This is a genomic window from Labrys sp. ALF-8, assembly GCF_059699065.1.
In genome coordinates, this window is record NZ_AP048537.1 from 3388448 (window position 1) to 3404180 (window position 15733).

Consider the following 15733-nt stretch of genomic DNA (forward strand, 5'->3'; position numbering starts at 1 on the left):
TGCGAAGCGAAGCGCCGGAAAGAACGCATCCCACCACAAGCTGCTTGCGGCGCAGCGAGGCGCCATTGCATCGTTGCGGCAGCTAAACGACAAGGACGGCAGGTGTCAGATGGACGGTTCCAAGACGATCGCGCTCGGCGCCGCCATACGGCCTGAATGGCCGCTGGGCTGGGGCAAGCTCACCGTCAATCACGGCGCCTATGGCGCCACGCCCAGATGCGTGCTGGCGGTGCAGTCCGAATGGCGCGACCGCATGGAGGCCCAACCCAGCATCTTCATGCGCAGCATCCTCCCGGGCGCCTTGCGCGCCAGCGCCGACGCTCTTGCTGCCTTCCTGAATGCGGACGGCCAGGATATCGCCTTCGTCGACAACGCGACGACGGGCTGCAACGCCGTCCTGCGCTCCCTCGATTTCGGGCCGGGCGACGAGATCGTGCTGCACGGGCAGATCTACGGCGCAGTCGGCAAGACGGCTCGCTATGTCGCCGGCCGCACGGGCGCCAGGATCGTCGAGGCGCCTCTGCCTTTCCCTGACGGGGATGCGGCCGCGTTCATCGAGGGGCTGGCCGGGCTGTTGAACGAGCGGACGAAGCTCGTCATCGTCGACCACATCACCTCGCCCAGTGCCATGGTGTTGCCCGTCCAAGCGGCCGCACGCGTCTGCCGAGATGCCGGTGTGCCGCTTCTTGTCGATGGTGCGCACGGCCCCGGCCAGATCGAGGTCGATATCAGGGCGATCGATGCCGACTGGTATGTCGGCAATTGCCATAAATGGCTCGCGGCTCCCAAGGGTTGCGCATTTCTCTGGGCGCGGCGCGATCGGCAGGCCGGGCTTCATCCGACGACGATATCGCATGGCTTCAAACAGGGCTTTCTCAGCGAGTTCGACTGGACGGGCACGCGGGACGCCACGGCCTTCCTCGCCATCGAGGCCGCGCTCGCCTTCCACGAGAAGCTCGGCGGTGCGGCCCTGCGGGAGCGCAACGCCGACCTTGCCCATCAGGCCGGGCGCCTGCTGGCCGCACATTTCGGTACCCCCTACGGCAATGAGGCGCATCCCGTGGCAATGGCCATGGTTCGCCTGCCCTTTGCCGGCGCGACCTCCGCCGAACGGGCGCTGGCCCTGCGTGACCGCCTCCTGGACGAGTTCGGTTGCGATGCGCCCCTGATCGCCCATCCGGACGGTATCTGGGTGCGTGTGTCCGCGCATGCCTATAACGAGATCGTCGACTACGAGAAGCTGGCGCGGATATTGGACCGGCTGATCGAGACCGATCGGGCGGGTGCCTAGAGGCGCTTGAACCGGCGTCGATCATCGATGCGCAGGACATGCCGAGCAAACCGGTCCGTTCGAACCGTCCCTAAGCGGTCGGGGTCGTGCCTCCGTCGATCACATATTCCGTTCCCGTGATCGATCCCGCCCGCGGCGATACGACGAAGCCCACCAGGTCCGCCACTTCGCCCGGCTTGGCCGGCCGACCGATGGGGATGCCGCCGAGCATGTCCATCAGCATCCTGCGGGCGCCGTCGAGGTCGATGCCGCGTTTTTCCGCGATCTCGGTGAGCATGCCCAGAGCCGCATCCGTCTCCACCCAGCCGGGAGAGACGCGCACCACGCGTACGCCCCTGGGCCCGACTTCCTTCGACAGGCTTTTGCTGTAGGTGGAGAGGGCGGCCTTGGCCGCGGCGTACGCCGTTGTGGAGTCCGGCAGGGGCAGCCTGTCCTGGATCGAGGTGATGTGCACGATCACGCCGGATCCCTGGGCGATCATCAGCGGCAGCAGGGCACGGTCGAGGCGCACGGCCGGGTAGAGGTTGATGTCGAGCGCGCGCTGCCATTCGCTGTCGTCCAGGGCTGCGTAGCCGCCCGAGGGTGCCGAGGAGCCGCCCACCACGTGCACGAGGATATCGAGGCCGCCGAGGCGCTCGCGCACAGCGTCGGCAACACGCGAGCAGCCCTCCGCCGTCGCCACGTCAGCCGCGACGAAATCGCCAGGGTCTGCGATGTCGGCCGGAATCGAGCGCGCCGTCGCCAGGACGGTCGCGCCGCTCCGGCGAAGGCGCGCCACGATGGCCCCGCCGATGCCCCGCGAGCCGCCGGTGACCAGGGCACGCAGGCCCCGCAGTTCGAGTTCACCGCTCATCAACGGATCTCCAGGCTGGAGATCAGGCCATCCGCCAGGCCGAAGCTGAATTCGAGGTCCGCCGGGCTGCCCGGGAAATTGCCGGTCACCCGGCCGATGACGACGGTATGCCCGTCCCGGTGCGAAACGCGGAGCGGTTCGATGCTGTGCTGGTATTTCGCCTTCGAGGAAGCCTTCCATGCGGCGATGGCCTGGAGGCCCTTGATGTCGTGCCCCTCGTCATGCACCACGGCGTCAGGTGTGAAGCAGCGCGGCACGACGGAGGCTTCGTCGTTGTTTTCGCCGGCAAAATAGAGTGCGATGGCTTTCGGCAGATCGGGGGCCATATCCATGTCCTGAAAAGGTTTCGATTGAGACAGGCCGTATCTGAGCTTAAGCTGACAAAATGACAAGAACGCACGAAAAAGTAGGGTACTTACCTGAAAGTAAGGAGGTCGAGCACACGCTCGACAGCGCCGTCGACGGCGTGGAGCAGATCTTCCGGCTGCTGGAGGGACGATGGAAATTCGTGATCCTGTTCCACCTGTTCGGAGGCAGGCTCAAACGCTTTTCCGAGCTGGAGCGGGCGATCCCCGGGGTCTCGCAGAAGATGCTGATCCAGCAGCTCCGCCAGCTCGAGGCCGACGGCATCGTGCGGCGCATCGTCCATCATCAGGTGCCCCCGAAGGTGGAATACGGACTCACCGACTGGGGGCAGGCCCTGTGTCCGGCGCTGGATGCGCTGTTGAAATGGCATGCGCAGCGAGAAAGGCTCGGGGCCGGGGAGGCCGGCGCGAAGGCATGAGGATCGCCGCCGGGCTGGCGAGGAGGGACAGGGGATCTCGATTGTCGCCTGTCGACCGGATGGCTCCCGGCTGTTTGTGCTTGGAAATCGGGCCGCCGGGCGATAGCTAGGGGGAAGCCCACTTTTTATCAGTTCCAGTTTCATGACCGCCCTCTTCACATCCGAAGGCGCCGTCGTTCGCCCGGTCGCCGTCAGCCACCGCATCGTATTCGGCATCGCTGCGCCGATGACGCTTGCCCACCTGTCGACGCCGCTGCTCGGCCTGGTCGATACCACGGTGATCGGCCAGATCGGCAGCGAGGTGCTGCTGGGAGCGGTGGCGCTCAATGCCCTGCTGTTCGACTTCCTCTTCTGGGGCTTCGGGTTCCTGCGCATGGGTACGGCCGGGCTGACGGCGCAGGCAGTCGGGGCCAACGACAGGATGGAGCAGCGTGCCGTCTTCCTGCGAGCGTTGGTGATGGCCGCCGTGCTCGGGCTGGCCATGGTGGCGTTGCAGCGCCTCATCGCCGCCGCAGCCTTTCCCATCCTGGGCGCTTCCCAGGCGGTCACCGAATCGGCCGAGGTCTATTTCGCCATCCGGATATGGTCGGCGCCCTTTGCCTTCGGCAACTATGCCGTGCTGGGCTGGCTCATCGGCATGGGCCGCACCACCACAGGCCTGTTCCTCCAGATCGGCATCAACATCGCCAACATCCTGCTCTGCATCCTGTTCACGCTCGGCCTCGGCTGGGGCGTGGCCGGCACGGCCTGGGCCACGACCCTGGCTGAGACGGCGGGCGTCGTGGCGGGGCTGGCCGTCGTCGCCGCCCATTTCGGCGGTTCCTTCGGCGTGCCTCGGGCAGTCGTGTTCGACCGGGCCAAGTTCGTACGCATGGCGGCCGTCAACCGGGACATCATGCTGCGCACCTTCGCGCTGCTCGCCGCCTTCGTCTTCTTCGGACGACAGGGCGCCAAGGCGGGTGACGTCACGCTCGCTGCAAACGCCGTGCTCAACAATTTCTTCCTGGTGGGCGGCTATTTTCTCGATGGCATCGCCACCGCTGCGGAACAATTGAGCGGACGCTCGGTCGGAGCCAATAACAGGCCGTCCTTCGAGAAGGCGGTGCGTTATTCGGTGCTGTGGAGCGTGGTGCTCGCCGTCGGCATGTGCGCCGCCCTGTTCCTCGCAGGCGGGGCCTTCATCGATTTCATGACCAGGAGCGAGCCGGTACGCGAGATGGCGCGGCAATTCCTGCCCTACGCGGCCGTGACGCCGCTCGCCGGCGCGCTCGCCTTCACCTTCGACGGCGTTTATGTCGGCGCCACCTGGAACAGCGCCATGCGCAACCTGATGGCCCTTGCACTGGCCTGCTTCTTCGTCCTGTGGTGGGTGCTCCAGCCTCTTGGAAATCACGGACTTTGGCTGGCGCTGATCGGCTTCCTCATCGCCCGCGGAGCGGGGCAGGGGATTGCGTATTTCAGCCTGGTGCCCAAGGCATTCGCGAAGAGAGGCCTGCCGGCCTAGACCGCGTCCGTCGTGCTTTCAGGCGGCCGCCCCGCCTATTCGACGCTGCGCGGTGCAAATCCCCCTTCCAGAACCGGCATGAGCAGCTCTTCCAGTTCCGTCACCTCCACCCGCGCCGGCCTTGGCAGGCGCCCGGGGAAGCCCACTGCCTCGCGCACCTTCGGCGCCATGAAGTAGAGCGCTGCCACCGTCTCGCAGAAACTGTCGTAGGCGCCGGCATCTTCGCCGCGCAGGGCATCGAGCGCGGCCTGCGGCGTCCCGCCTGCCTCCAGTTCGAGCACGCGGCGCACCAGCGCGAGGCGTTCCGGCACATGGGTCTCGAGACTGTCGAGCAGCGGGCCGGCGATACCAGCCTCGCTGGCCGAGAAGCCCCTGGGCGAGGCGGGTATCAGCACATCGGCGATCCCGGCGACCTTTTCCCGTTCTTCCTGCGTCAGGCCGGCGATGCTCATGTCAGGCTCCTCAGGTTGCCCCTTTCCGCGACGAGATGAGCGGCGCTCCAGGAGGCGAAGGCGGCGATGGTGGCGGTTGGATTGACGCCGGCCGAGGTCGGCCAGACGCTGCCGTCGACGATATAGAGGTTCGGCACGTCATGCGCCCGGCCGTAGCGGTCGACCACGCTGGTCGCGGGGTCGTCGCCCATCTTCGCGGTGCCGAGGATGTGCCAGCCGGACTCCCGGCTCTGCGGCGCCACCACTGTCCGATAGGCTCCGGCTTCCACCAGAGACTCCCGCGCGCGCTCGGCCATGAACTTCAGCATGCGGCGGGAGTTCTCGCCGGTCTTGTAGTGGATGGCGACCCCCGGCATGCCCGTCTCGTCGGGATGATCGCTGTCGAGCGCAACATGGTTGGCCTCGTCCGGAAGGTCCTCGCAGATGATGCCCCAGGATACCGAGCGACCGAAGCGGCGGGCGAACTCGTCGTGGAAGGGTTCACCCCAGAGCGGGCTTTCATCCCCCCAGGGCCAGCGGCGGGCGATCTGGGCCGGGCTGCCGGTGGGTTGCAGGCTCCATTTCGAACCGCGCACGAAATCCCGGTCCTTGTGTGTCTCGTAGAACTGCAACGTATAGGCCACCTGGCCCCAGGCGCCGCGATAGGTTTCGAGCGGGGCATCGAACAGGCCGACGACCGCGGCCGTGGGATGCAGCATCAGCCGCTTGCCGACGAGGCCGGAGGAGTTGGCGAGGCCGTTCTCCTGGCCGGGTGCGCGGCTGGAAAGCAGAAGGCGCGGCGTGCCGATGCCGTTGGCGGCGATCACGACCACCGAGGCCCTGGCGCGGTGTTCGAGCCCCGTGGCGCGATCGGCATAAATCGCACCTGTCGCACGGCCGCCGGCATCGGTCTCGACCCGCGTGACCCTAGCGCCGGTCACGAGAGTGACGCCGAGCCTTTCCAGCATCGGCCAGTGCGTGCGGTCGGTGGAGGCCTTGGCCTTTTCGATGCAGCCCCACATGCAGGCGGTGCGCTGCTGGCAGGGCTCCAGGCCGTTGCGCGGCACGGTGGCTATGGCGTTGGTGCCGGGCCACCAGTGCCAGCCCAGGCGATTGTGCGCCCCGGCGACGATACGCCCGGCAGCGGTGAGGTCGACCGGCGGCAGCAGTTCGTCCTGCCCCGGATACATGGGGTCTCCCGCTACGCCGGAGACGGTGAATTCGCGCTCGGTGCCGGCGTAGTGGGGCAGGAGATCCTTGTAGGAGATCGGCCAGTCGTCGGCGACGCCGTCGAGCGTGCGCACGCGGAAATCGCTCGGCAGGTTGCGCATCCAGTTGGCCGCCCAGGATATCGAGGAGCCGCCCACGCCGTTCCAGTAGAGCGGGATGATGTCGGAATCATCGACGTCGATCGGATAGTCGCCAGGGTTGCTGCGCCTTGTCGGCACGTAGGCCCAATCGCGCGGGGCCGTCAGCTCGAATTCCGGCTTGTCGGACCTGGCCTTGCCGTAGTCGACCCAGTCGCCCTGTTCGAGGCATATCACGGAAAGGCCTGCTTCCACGGCGCGCTTGGCGAAGACCGAGCCCGCCGGCCCCGAGCCCACGATCAGCACATCGGACTGGAGAGCGGTGTCCTCCATTGCCTCAGCCCTTCAGGTTGCGGCGGGCGCTGTAGCGGCTCGCCAGGATGTTGAGCAGCACGGCCGCGACGATGATGACGCCGCTGACCACCGGCTGGAGGTAGGAGTTGATCCCCATCAGCACGAGGCCGTTGCCGATCAGGGCAATGACGAAGATGCCGAGCAGCGTGCCGAGGACGGAGCCGCGCCCGCCAGTGAGCGCCGTGCCGCCGACGACCACGGCGGAGATCACGTTGAATTCCAGGCCCGAGCGCGAGACGCTGGCGTCGCCCACGCCGTTTCGGGCGGTGAGGAGGATGGCCGAGACGGCTGCCAGCATGCCGGCGATGACGAAGAGCGCTACGCGAATGTTCTTGACCTTGATGCCGGCCAGATGTGCCGCCGAGGCGTTGCCGCCGATGGCGTAGACCGCACGGCCGAACGCCGTCTTGCGGCTGATGAAGACGAAGAGGGCGAAGAGCACGAACATTACGACGGCGGAGACCGGGATGCCGGAGATTTCGCCGCCGAGCGAATCCAGGAAATCGCTGGGCGGGATGGTGACGGGAACCGAATCCGTCATGTACAGCGCCAGCCCCCCGAGCGCGCTCCAGAGGCCCAGCGTGCCGATGAAGGAGGGGACGTCGAAGAAGGCCCTGAGCCCGCCGGCGATACCGCCGAGGGCGCCGCCGATGACCACGATCAGCAGGAAGGCGACCGCCATCGGCACCTCCTCCGACTTGAGCATGAAGGCGAAGCATACCGAGAGAAAGGCCACCATCGGGCCGACGCTGATGTCGATCTCACCCGCGATGATGATCAGCGTGGCACCCCAGGCGGCGATGCCGAAGGTGGCGGCATCGCGCAGGATCGACACCTGGTTGCGGAAGGTGAGGAAGTTGCTCGCATAGAGCCAGAAGGCCAGATAGAGCAGGGCGATGACGACGAGGAGGCCGATCTCGTTCATCTTCTGGAAATCGAGCCGGCGCCGGGGTTTCGCGGTGGTGAGCGTGGTCTGAGCCATGGCGGGCTCCTATTCCTGGGAAAGGGCGCGGCCTATCATTCCGGGGGGAAGGTGGCCGAGTGATGCTAGGTCGGGATGGGCGAGGCGGCTCGGCTGTCGGGAAGATGGGCAAGCTTGTCCCGCGATACCCTTTCCGTCGCCATGTGGTGGTGAGATCTTCTCCGCAGGCGGGAAGGGATAGCGTGGCGCTCGATGCCGCAAGGTCTGGATCATCCCGTCCCCTAATGCGCTTGCCCGGCGATGCTGGCCGTCATCAGTTCGTCGGCGTCGATGTCGGGTGCCGTGAAGGCCTGCGCGATGCGTCCGTCGCGCAGCACCAGCACGCGGTCGCAGACCTTGGGCAGTTCCTCGATCTCGCTGGAGACGAAGATGATGCTCTTGCCCTCCCCGGCGAGCTTTCGGATGATCGCGTAGATCTGGCTCTTCGCCTCGACGTCGACGCCGCGCGTCGGCTCGTCGAGCAGGAGCAGCCGCGAACCGGCATAGACCCAGCGGCCGATCACGATCTTCTGCTGGTTGCCGCCCGAGAGCGTGCCGATTGGGGTCGTGGTCAGCGGCGCCTTGACGCTCATGCGGGCAACGATGTCCCGTGTGGCAGCGGCAATGCGCGGCCAGGACAGCACGCCGAGGGAGGAGACGCGGGCGGAGTCACCGATCACGATGTTCTCGTCGATGCCGAGCAGGGGCACGATCCCGTCGTCCTTGCGGCTCTCCGGCGTCATGCCGAGGCCGCGCTTGAGCAGGTCATTCCAGCTCTCGCCCGCCGTGTCCCTGCCATCAAAGACGACGCTGCCCCCATCCGCGGGATCGAGCCTGGCGATGATGCGGAGGAGTTCGGTCCGACCGGAGCCGAGCAGGCCCGCTATGCCGAGCACCTCGCCCTGGTGCAACTCGAAGCTGACGTCCTCGAGCTTGGGGGCGCTGGCGATGTTGCGGACGGAGAGAGTGACGGCGCCGGGCTGGCGGACCTCCACCATCTCGTCCTTCTTCTCGTCATGGCCCAGCATCATCCGCACGATCTCGCGTGTGTCCGCAGCGCCGATGTCGAGAGTGGAGACCGCACGCCCGTCGCGCATCACGGTGGCGCTGTCGGCGATCTCGCGGATCTCCTTCATGCGGTGACTGACATAGACGATCGCGACGCCGCGAGCCTTCATGCGTCGCACGGCGGCGAAGACCAGTTCCACCTCCGCGGCGGCGAGCGAACTGGTCGGTTCGTCGAGGATGACGAGGCGCGGCTCGCCCATCATTGCCCTGGCGATCTCGACGAGCTGCCGTTCGGCCGGACTGAGGGCCGCCACCATGGTGCCCGGATCGAGGTCGAGGCCGAGATTGGCGAGGGCCGCGCGGGTGCGTGCCGCCATGGCCCGATGGTCGAGCACGCCGATCCGCCTGGGCCAGACGCCCAGGAACATGTTCTCGGCGATACTCATGTCCTGCACCAGGCTGAGTTCCTGGTAGACGGGGCGCACGCCGAGCGAGGCGGCCTGGCGCGTCCGGTTCTCGCCTGCCAGGTCGAGCGGCTGGCCGGAGAGCGTCACCACTCCCTCATCCGGCGTTTCGGCGCCTGTCAGCATGCGGATGAGTGTTGATTTGCCGGCTCCGTTCTTGCCGAGCAGTGCGCGGACCTCACCCGCGGCCAGAGTGAAATCCACCCTGTCGAGCGCCAGCACGCCAGCATAGCGCTTTACGGCGCCGGTCACGCCGGCAACGATCTGAGGCTGGGGTGAAACGGCTGGCGCCGGCATGTCGTCCATCCATCTGCCAGGGGAGGCGCGCTTTTCCCTCTCCCGGAACGGGGGAGGGACTTGGGGTGAGGGCCCGGACATCGAGGAGAGAGACACGATGACGGCGCGACGGAACGTCGAACTCCGGACCCTCACCCCGGCCCCTCTCCCGTCAGGGAGAAGGGGACCGATACCGCCTCTCAGGGCAGACCGTCCGCGTGGGCCGCCATCCAGGCCTTGGCCTGGTCGGGCGTAGTATAGAGATCGACCGGGTTGGGCACGATCATCTCGCCTTGCGGTTTCTTCTCGATGGCGTTGACGGCCTGCTGCAGGGCAAGCTTGCCGAGGGCCTGGCCGGAGACGTCCACCGTGCCGCGCAGCACGTCGCCGGCTACGATCTCCTGGGCGATCTCAGTGGTCATGTCGGAGCCGTAGGCCACGATCTTGCCGGCCTTCCCGGAGTTGCGAATGGCCTTGGCCCCGCCCAGCGAAGCGCCGCCGGATTCGCCCCAGATCGCATCGAGATCGGGATTGGCGGTGATGATCTTCTCGCCGGTGGAGATCGCCTTGTCGAGGATGGTCGCCTCCTGGTTGGCGACGATCTTGTAGCCCGGCACCTTCTCCCCGAGAGCCTTCTCGAAGCCTTTGCGGCGTTGCACGCAGACGTCGACGAACTCGCAGTTCAGGATGCCGATCTTCGGCTCCTTCTTGCCGGCCTTGACGAAATCATCCGCCGCGACCTGGCCGATCTTGTAGCCGAAGGTGAAGGGATCGCCGACCGCATAGGCGTAGACATATTTCTTCATGTCCTTTTCGTCGACGCAGGTATTGTAACAGACGATCGGGATGCCCGCGTCATGAGCGCGCTTGATGGCGCGTACGGAGCCCTCCGGCGATACGGCGGACAGAATGATGGCCTGGACCCCGGCGGAGACCAGGCGGTCGATGAAGGACGCCTCCTTGCCGACGTCCCCCCCGGCGTTGGTCTCGATGATCTGCACGTTCTTGCCCATTTCGGTGCCGCCGACCTGGACGCCCTTGCGCACGCCGGCATAGAACCCCTGGGCATCGAGATAGATGGCGCCCACGGTGATGTCCTCGGCTGCCTGCGCACCGATCGGCAGCATGGCGAGGCCGGCCACCGCCGCCGCCAGCATTGTCTTCTTCATGGCATGTTCCCTTCCTGCGTTTCCCATCGTGCTGGCGTTGCCCGCCATCCCTGCCGTAAATCACCGGCATTAAATTGAGGGGACTATTCGTTTTTAATTATCGTATAATTACTGCGCATAAATCGGCGCATTGGTCAAGAACGACGACCGAAAGGCAGTGGGTAAAGACACCTGCCGGATAAGGAGCCGTAATGATCATACAATTAGGATCGTTGGCGTTACGCGCCCGCCTCCACCAGGATCGCCGCAGGGCTCTTGTCCAGCCCGAATCCAGGCGTGTCGGGCACGTCGAGCCGGCCCGCCTGCGGCACGGGTTCGTTCGAGAAGAGCGGACCGAAGACCGGCAGGACGCTTTGGCCGTCCGCGCTGTTGGCGACATATTCGCAATAGGGGGAATGCGGCTGCGACATCACGAAGTGATAGCTGAACGGCCCGCTGCCATGCGGCACCACGGGAATATCGTAGGCCGCGGCATGGGCCGAGATCCTGAGGAGTTCCGTGAGTCCACCGACCCACATCACGTCAGGCTGCAGGATGTCGATGTTGCGTCCCTCGATGAGCTTTCGGAAGCCGTAGCGGGAATATTCGTGCTCGCCCGTGGTCCACCGGGTCGCCGGCAGGGCGCGCTTGAGCAATGCGTAGCCGTCGAAATCGTCTGGATGGAGCACTTCCTCCCACCAATGAATGTCCAGGTCCTTGCAGGCGGTGGCCAGTTCGATGGCGTAGGTCACGTCGAGAGCCATGTAGCAATCCACCATCAGCGGGTAGTCGGCCCCGACCGTCTCTCGGTGCGTCCTGAGGAAGGCGACGTTCGCCCGCAGGCCTTCGATGCCGTCTGCCGGACCATGGGGCAGGGGAACCTTCCCGCCCCAGAAGCCGAGGCGTTTGGCTGCTTCCGGTCGTGGGCCTGTGCAGTAGAAACCTATCGTCTCCTTCGTGCGCCCGCCGATCAGCTTATAGACGGGCTCCTCCCGGATCTTGCCGATCAGATCCCAGAGCGCGAGGTCGACCACGCTGATGGTGGCGAGCGGCAGGCCCTTTCGGCCGTAATACATCGAGGCGCGAAACATCTGGTCCCAGAGGCGATTGAGGTCGCGCGGATCGGCCCCCTCCAGGAAACGCCGGAAATGATGCTGCACGAGCCAGCAGGCGGGCTCCCCGCCAAATCCCGTGGCAAGACCGACATGGCCGCTCTCGCTTTCAATCTCCACCACGATCGAACCCATGATGTTGATGCCCCACGAGGTACGCGAGGCCTTGAATGCCTCGTAGCCCGACATGGGATTGGCGATCAGCGTGTCGATCAGCCAATGGCCCTGCTTCTGGCTGAAATAGTCTCCGCCGCCCGAACCGACGAGATAGGTCCGGATCGCCTTGATGCGGGGCGCTGCCATTGGGGGCTTCCTCCTTCACAAACGCGGCTGCTCGCCGTCTTGCTCGAAGAGTGCAATGTGTAAAGTTGTAAGTCAAGTTTGCGAAGGCAAGGCCGGCGTTCCATCGGGAAGGGTGCATCGCACACGCAGGAGCGCACAGCGATCGCCCCTTTCATTAGCGGTTGGGATTGTCGATATCCTGCACCACCGCCCGGGCGTTTAGCGCTTGTCCAGGCGAACTGCGCTCTTCCGAGGCAGCAGTTGACTGACAAGTTTTGCGATGCCAACGTCCTTCCGCGAAGGACAGACCTTGCGTGCGCCTGCCGATTTGTCTGATGATCGAGACGTGATTCCGGCCCAAGAGGTGGTTCTCCGCTTGCCGCGAATGAGGAGATCGCCATGTCTGTGCTCGAGAGCATTGAGCCGTTCAGCCGCAAGCCGATCGCAGAGCGCGTCGCTGACCGGTTGCTCGAACTGGTGCGCTCGGGCAACCTCAAGCCGGGCGACAAGCTGCCGACCGAGAACGAACTCGCCGAGGCGATGCGGGTGAGTCGGCCGGTCGTCCGTGAGGCCCTGCGCGGCCTTTCCATTCTCGGCGTGGTGGAATCCCGCCAGGGCGGCCGCTGCTATGTCACCGATCTCGCTCCCTCGCGCCTGCTTGGGCCGCTGGAGCTCGTGCTTTCCCTCGACGAATCCAACGTTGACGCTCTCTACGAAGCGCGGGTGGTGGTCGAGTGCGGCTTGATCCGTCATGCAGCCTCGAAGATCGGCGATGCCGATCTTGCGCAATTGCAGGATCTTGCCGTGGCCGGCTACAAGCTCGCCGCAGATCCAGTCAGCTTCCGTGTGCTCGACCAGGAATTCCACACGCTGCTCATGAAGGTCGCGGGCAATCCGGTGCTCGAGCGCGTCGCCGCCAGCCTCTACCAGCTCGGCATGGAATATCGCCGGGTTGCTTCCGAAACACCCGGCGTGATCGAGCGCAGCGCGGCCGAGCACGACGCCGTGGTCAAGGCGCTGGCGCGGCGCGATCCCGACAAGGCCGAGGAGGCCATGCGTGCCCATCTTCAATCGATCAACCGCACCACCTATGATGCGATGCGCAAGCTCGCGGCCGAGCGGCGCGGCGAGGAGCGGTCGCAACCGATCGAGCCCGCCCGGCTTCGTCTCTAGGGTGGCGACTTTGGCGGATGAGCGCCTCGATCTCCGTGGCAAACCGCGAGGTTTGTATCCTCGAACTCCTTCACCTCAGCCAAAGTCGCTCACGTCCAATCCAATCTATGGTTGATGACAACCTCTGGATATCTCCACCAATGAACAAAGTTCAGTATTTGAAGGGAAGAAACCCATGACCACGATCATTCGCTATGAGGGCCGCGGTGCCATCATCACGGGCGGAGCCTCCGGTATCGGCCAGAAGACGGCCGAGCGCATCGTGGCCGAGGGAGGTTCGGTGTGCATCTGGGATGTCGACGCCGGCCGCATCGAGGCGGTATGCAAGGCGCTCGGGCCCAAGGCGCACGGCGTCACCGTCAACATCACCGATCCCTCGGCCGTGGAGAAGGCAGCGCAGACGGCCGAGCAGCATCTCGGCCGCGTCGACGTACTGGTCTGCTCGGCCGGCGTGGCCGGCAAGAACGAACTGGTGGCGAATTATCCAATCGACGAGTGGAAGCGCGTCTTCGACATCAATGTGAACGGGCTGTTCTACTGCAACCGCTTCGTGGTGCCCCTGATGCAGAAGCACGGGTACGGCCGTATCGTGAACGTCTCCTCCATCGCGGGCAAGGAAGGCAATCCCACCGCCTCCGCCTATTCGGCCTCGAAGGCCGCCGTGGTGGGCCTCACCAAGTCGCTCGGCAAGGAACTCGCCAAGGACGGCATCACTGTCAACGCCATCACGCCGGCCACGGTCGATACCCCGATCCTCTCTCAGGTGAGCCAGGCGCACATCGACTATATGCGCTCGAAGATTCCGATGGGCCGTTTCGGTACCGTGGAGGAACTGGCAGCCATCATCACCTGGCTGGCGAGCGAGGAATGCTCGTTCACCACCGGTGCCGTGTTCGATATCTCCGGTGGCCGCGCCACCTATTGATGCGGCAATCCCCTCTCCTCCGCCGGAGGGGAGGAACGTCGTGCTCCGGCCTGAGAATGGCACGTCCGGCATGCAGGCCGGGCGTCGATGGCTGCGCGCCGGGCCGGGGCCTGTGCGGATCGAACCGCAATTCCGTGCAATGCATGGACGGCGGCGATGCGGCCCGCCGCGTCGCTTGATAATGTTGGTCTAAATCGTATAGTATCGATAATCGAAAATCTATTTTTGGCGTGCAATCGTCAAAATAATATATACTTGTGGTTGAGTTAAGGGTAAAAATTGAGTAATACGAAGTCTATTTTCAGTGTCTTTATATTTTTTTCTCTATTTTCTTCCGCTGTTGCGCTTGATTCGGATACGAAGCGCCAGTTGATGAAGCTCGAGCCGCGCGCTCGTCTGGAGCAGGCCTGCGACACGGAGGCCATGAAGCACATCAGCCACGACGGCAAGGCATATGCCGCCGACAAGGTGATAGCCTACACATTCAAGGATCCAGTGGTCGAGCAGAATACCATGACCGCGCCGGGCGCCGTGTTCCGCAGCAAGGGCGAATGGTATCACCTATCCTATCAGTGCAGCACGGAACCGGAGCATATCGAGGTGCATGCGCTGCATTATGAGATCGGCGGCAAGATCCCCCATTCGGAGTGGAAGCAGTATTTTCTCTACGATTGAGGGCATATCCTCCATTTCTCTGGGGAAGACATTGCTCGCCGTTCGTCTCCTGGGGCCGAAGCGTGGCTGCCCCAACTTTGGGCGACGGGTGTCGTCGCCCAAGCCCGCTGCGCCGGTGATCCGGTTGGAAGCCGCTGCTCCCCAAGCGCCTGGATAGCTTCCGCGGCGCGGGATCCTTCCCCGAGTTAATCTTCCGTGACAAAAAAATGCCCCGCGAGGGGAGTACTGTCGCGATCGTTGGCAACGGCGCGGAGATACTTGGAGATCTGGTCGGATGAACAGCTATGTCACGGAGGCAGCGGCCCTCCTGGCTGCTCTCTGGTTGCCTTACTTCTTGAAGATCATTCTGGCCGACATCGCCATAGGCGCGATGATCCTGTCCGGCTACGTCTGGCTGAGACACGCCGAAGGCTGCATTTCGACGCCGACCGAGTTCAGATGGACCGACAGGCGGCCCGGCAGGTCATGACAGCAGGTCGTAGAGTGTTTGGTGTTTTGACGGAATCGGCAGAACGCAAAGACGCATCGAAAAACAACAAGTTAGAGCTAAGCGGCGTTTCCGCCTGAACGCGCTTTGCCCTAGTGGCGGACTGCCCCCGTCGGCGTGGTCCGCGACATCCAAAGCACCAGGGCCGAATTGAAGGAAACCATCGCCTCGCTCGCGATCGGTATGCGGATGACGGTGCCACTCTCGAACTCGAACTCGGCAATGGCGAACCGACGATGTTCCGGTGTGGTGAGGCCGCGAAATCGGGTCAGGAGGGGAGTTATGACCGATTCGTCTTTTCCCTCATGCAGATCCATGGGATCGCTCATTAGCACCATCCGTTCCCAAGCGTATTGATGCCCAGGCTTGCATGCGGCAAGCGATGTGACACGCCCGTGATTCAACAGCAAAATTTTGAAAAGTCACCAGATTTTACGGGAATAGAATGGTATACGAAAGCGGTAGTGCGCGCCATCTGAGTGCGTGGATGCACCGCAATGACGAATGTTGGGGGGCATTCATTGCGTCTGTGCAATTGACGAGGGATTGGGGGCGTCGGACGAGAAAACCGAAGACTGCGTCGAATTGAGGGTTTGGTCTTGCGTGCGGGCGTGTTGACTACACTTTTGGGAGCGATGTTTTCGGAGTCCATTTGCAATGTCACTGGACGAGATGAGGCAATCTCCAAGCACCGTCGT

The 15733-nt window shown here is 64.5% G+C and carries 16 protein-coding genes; 7 read left to right on the forward strand and 9 right to left on the reverse strand.

Features of this window, described 5'->3' with window-relative positions; translation table 11 throughout:
- Positions 1-109 precede the first annotated feature (109 nt).
- Positions 110-1291 (forward strand): aminotransferase class V-fold PLP-dependent enzyme, encoded by a 1182-nt coding sequence (locus tag AC6H34_RS15610; protein WP_497539351.1) that lies wholly within the window; start codon positions 110-112, stop codon positions 1289-1291.
- Positions 1292-1361: 70 nt separating this feature from the next.
- On the opposite strand, the gene AC6H34_RS15615 is transcribed toward AC6H34_RS15610, so the two are convergent.
- Together AC6H34_RS15615 and AC6H34_RS15620 are read right to left on the reverse strand one after the other, a co-directional pair.
- Positions 1362-2144, reverse strand: a complete 783-nt coding sequence (locus tag AC6H34_RS15615; RefSeq protein WP_448149077.1) for an SDR family oxidoreductase — start codon at positions 2142-2144, stop codon at positions 1362-1364.
- Positions 2144-2470, reverse strand: a complete 327-nt coding sequence (locus AC6H34_RS15620) for a nuclear transport factor 2 family protein (protein WP_448149076.1) — start codon at positions 2468-2470, stop codon at positions 2144-2146. The genes AC6H34_RS15615 and AC6H34_RS15620 overlap by 1 nt, the downstream gene beginning before the upstream one ends.
- Positions 2471-2529: 59 nt before the next feature.
- Here AC6H34_RS15620 and AC6H34_RS15625 point away from each other — a divergent pair, with 59 nt between their 5' ends.
- Both AC6H34_RS15625 and AC6H34_RS15630 read left to right on the forward strand, forming a co-directional pair.
- Complete coding sequence (locus AC6H34_RS15625) at positions 2530-2928, forward strand: winged helix-turn-helix transcriptional regulator (protein ID WP_448149075.1); 399 nt, start codon at positions 2530-2532, stop codon at positions 2926-2928.
- A 142-nt stretch (positions 2929-3070) separates the two neighbouring features.
- Positions 3071-4432, forward strand: a complete 1362-nt coding sequence (locus AC6H34_RS15630; RefSeq protein ID WP_497539352.1) for an MATE family efflux transporter — start codon at positions 3071-3073, stop codon at positions 4430-4432.
- 35 nt (positions 4433-4467) lie between these two features.
- On the opposite strand, the gene AC6H34_RS15635 is transcribed toward AC6H34_RS15630, so the two are convergent.
- The 6 genes from AC6H34_RS15635 to rhmD form a co-directional block, all read right to left on the reverse strand.
- Positions 4468-4884, reverse strand: a complete 417-nt coding sequence (locus AC6H34_RS15635; RefSeq protein ID WP_497539353.1) for a hypothetical protein — start codon at positions 4882-4884, stop codon at positions 4468-4470.
- Positions 4881-6503, reverse strand: a complete 1623-nt coding sequence (locus AC6H34_RS15640) for a GMC family oxidoreductase (RefSeq protein ID WP_497539354.1) — start codon at positions 6501-6503, stop codon at positions 4881-4883. The genes AC6H34_RS15635 and AC6H34_RS15640 overlap by 4 nt, the downstream gene beginning before the upstream one ends.
- Positions 6504-6507: 4 nt before the next feature.
- Positions 6508-7506, reverse strand: coding sequence for an ABC transporter permease (locus tag AC6H34_RS15645; protein ID WP_497539355.1), 999 nt, complete (start codon positions 7504-7506; stop codon positions 6508-6510).
- 221 nt (positions 7507-7727) lie between these two features.
- The gene (locus tag AC6H34_RS15650; protein WP_497539356.1) at positions 7728-9254 is read right to left on the reverse strand and encodes a sugar ABC transporter ATP-binding protein; all 1527 of its coding nucleotides are present in this window, start codon (positions 9252-9254) and stop codon (positions 7728-7730) included.
- A gap of 179 nt (positions 9255-9433) precedes the next feature.
- The gene (locus AC6H34_RS15655) at positions 9434-10402 is read right to left on the reverse strand and encodes a substrate-binding domain-containing protein (RefSeq protein WP_497539357.1); all 969 of its coding nucleotides are present in this window, start codon (positions 10400-10402) and stop codon (positions 9434-9436) included.
- A 218-nt stretch (positions 10403-10620) separates the two neighbouring features.
- The gene (gene rhmD / locus AC6H34_RS15660; RefSeq protein WP_497539358.1) at positions 10621-11796 is read right to left on the reverse strand and encodes an L-rhamnonate dehydratase; all 1176 of its coding nucleotides are present in this window, start codon (positions 11794-11796) and stop codon (positions 10621-10623) included.
- A gap of 378 nt (positions 11797-12174) precedes the next feature.
- Here rhmD and AC6H34_RS15665 point away from each other — a divergent pair, with 378 nt between their 5' ends.
- The 4 genes from AC6H34_RS15665 to AC6H34_RS15680 all read left to right on the forward strand — a co-directional run bounded on the left by AC6H34_RS15665 (position 12175) and on the right by AC6H34_RS15680 (position 15017).
- A complete protein-coding gene (locus tag AC6H34_RS15665; RefSeq protein WP_497539359.1) occupies positions 12175-12948 on the forward strand; it encodes a FadR/GntR family transcriptional regulator in 774 nt (257 codons plus the stop codon).
- A 175-nt stretch (positions 12949-13123) separates the two neighbouring features.
- On the forward strand, positions 13124-13873 hold the full coding sequence (locus tag AC6H34_RS15670) for an SDR family NAD(P)-dependent oxidoreductase (protein ID WP_497539360.1): 750 nt from the start codon (positions 13124-13126) through the stop codon (positions 13871-13873).
- Positions 13874-14170: 297 nt separating this feature from the next.
- Positions 14171-14548 carry a DUF930 domain-containing protein gene (locus AC6H34_RS15675; protein ID WP_497539899.1) on the forward strand — a complete coding sequence of 126 codons (378 nt, stop codon included), beginning with the start codon at positions 14171-14173 and terminating at the stop codon, positions 14546-14548.
- Positions 14549-14822: 274 nt separating this feature from the next.
- Positions 14823-15017 carry a hypothetical protein gene (locus AC6H34_RS15680; RefSeq protein WP_448149065.1) on the forward strand — a complete coding sequence of 65 codons (195 nt, stop codon included), beginning with the start codon at positions 14823-14825 and terminating at the stop codon, positions 15015-15017.
- A 110-nt stretch (positions 15018-15127) separates the two neighbouring features.
- On the opposite strand, the gene AC6H34_RS15685 is transcribed toward AC6H34_RS15680, so the two are convergent.
- Positions 15128-15364: a hypothetical protein gene (locus tag AC6H34_RS15685; protein WP_448149064.1), complete on the reverse strand. Its 237-nt coding sequence runs from the start codon at positions 15362-15364 to the stop codon at positions 15128-15130.
- Positions 15365-15733: the final 369 nt, after the last annotated feature.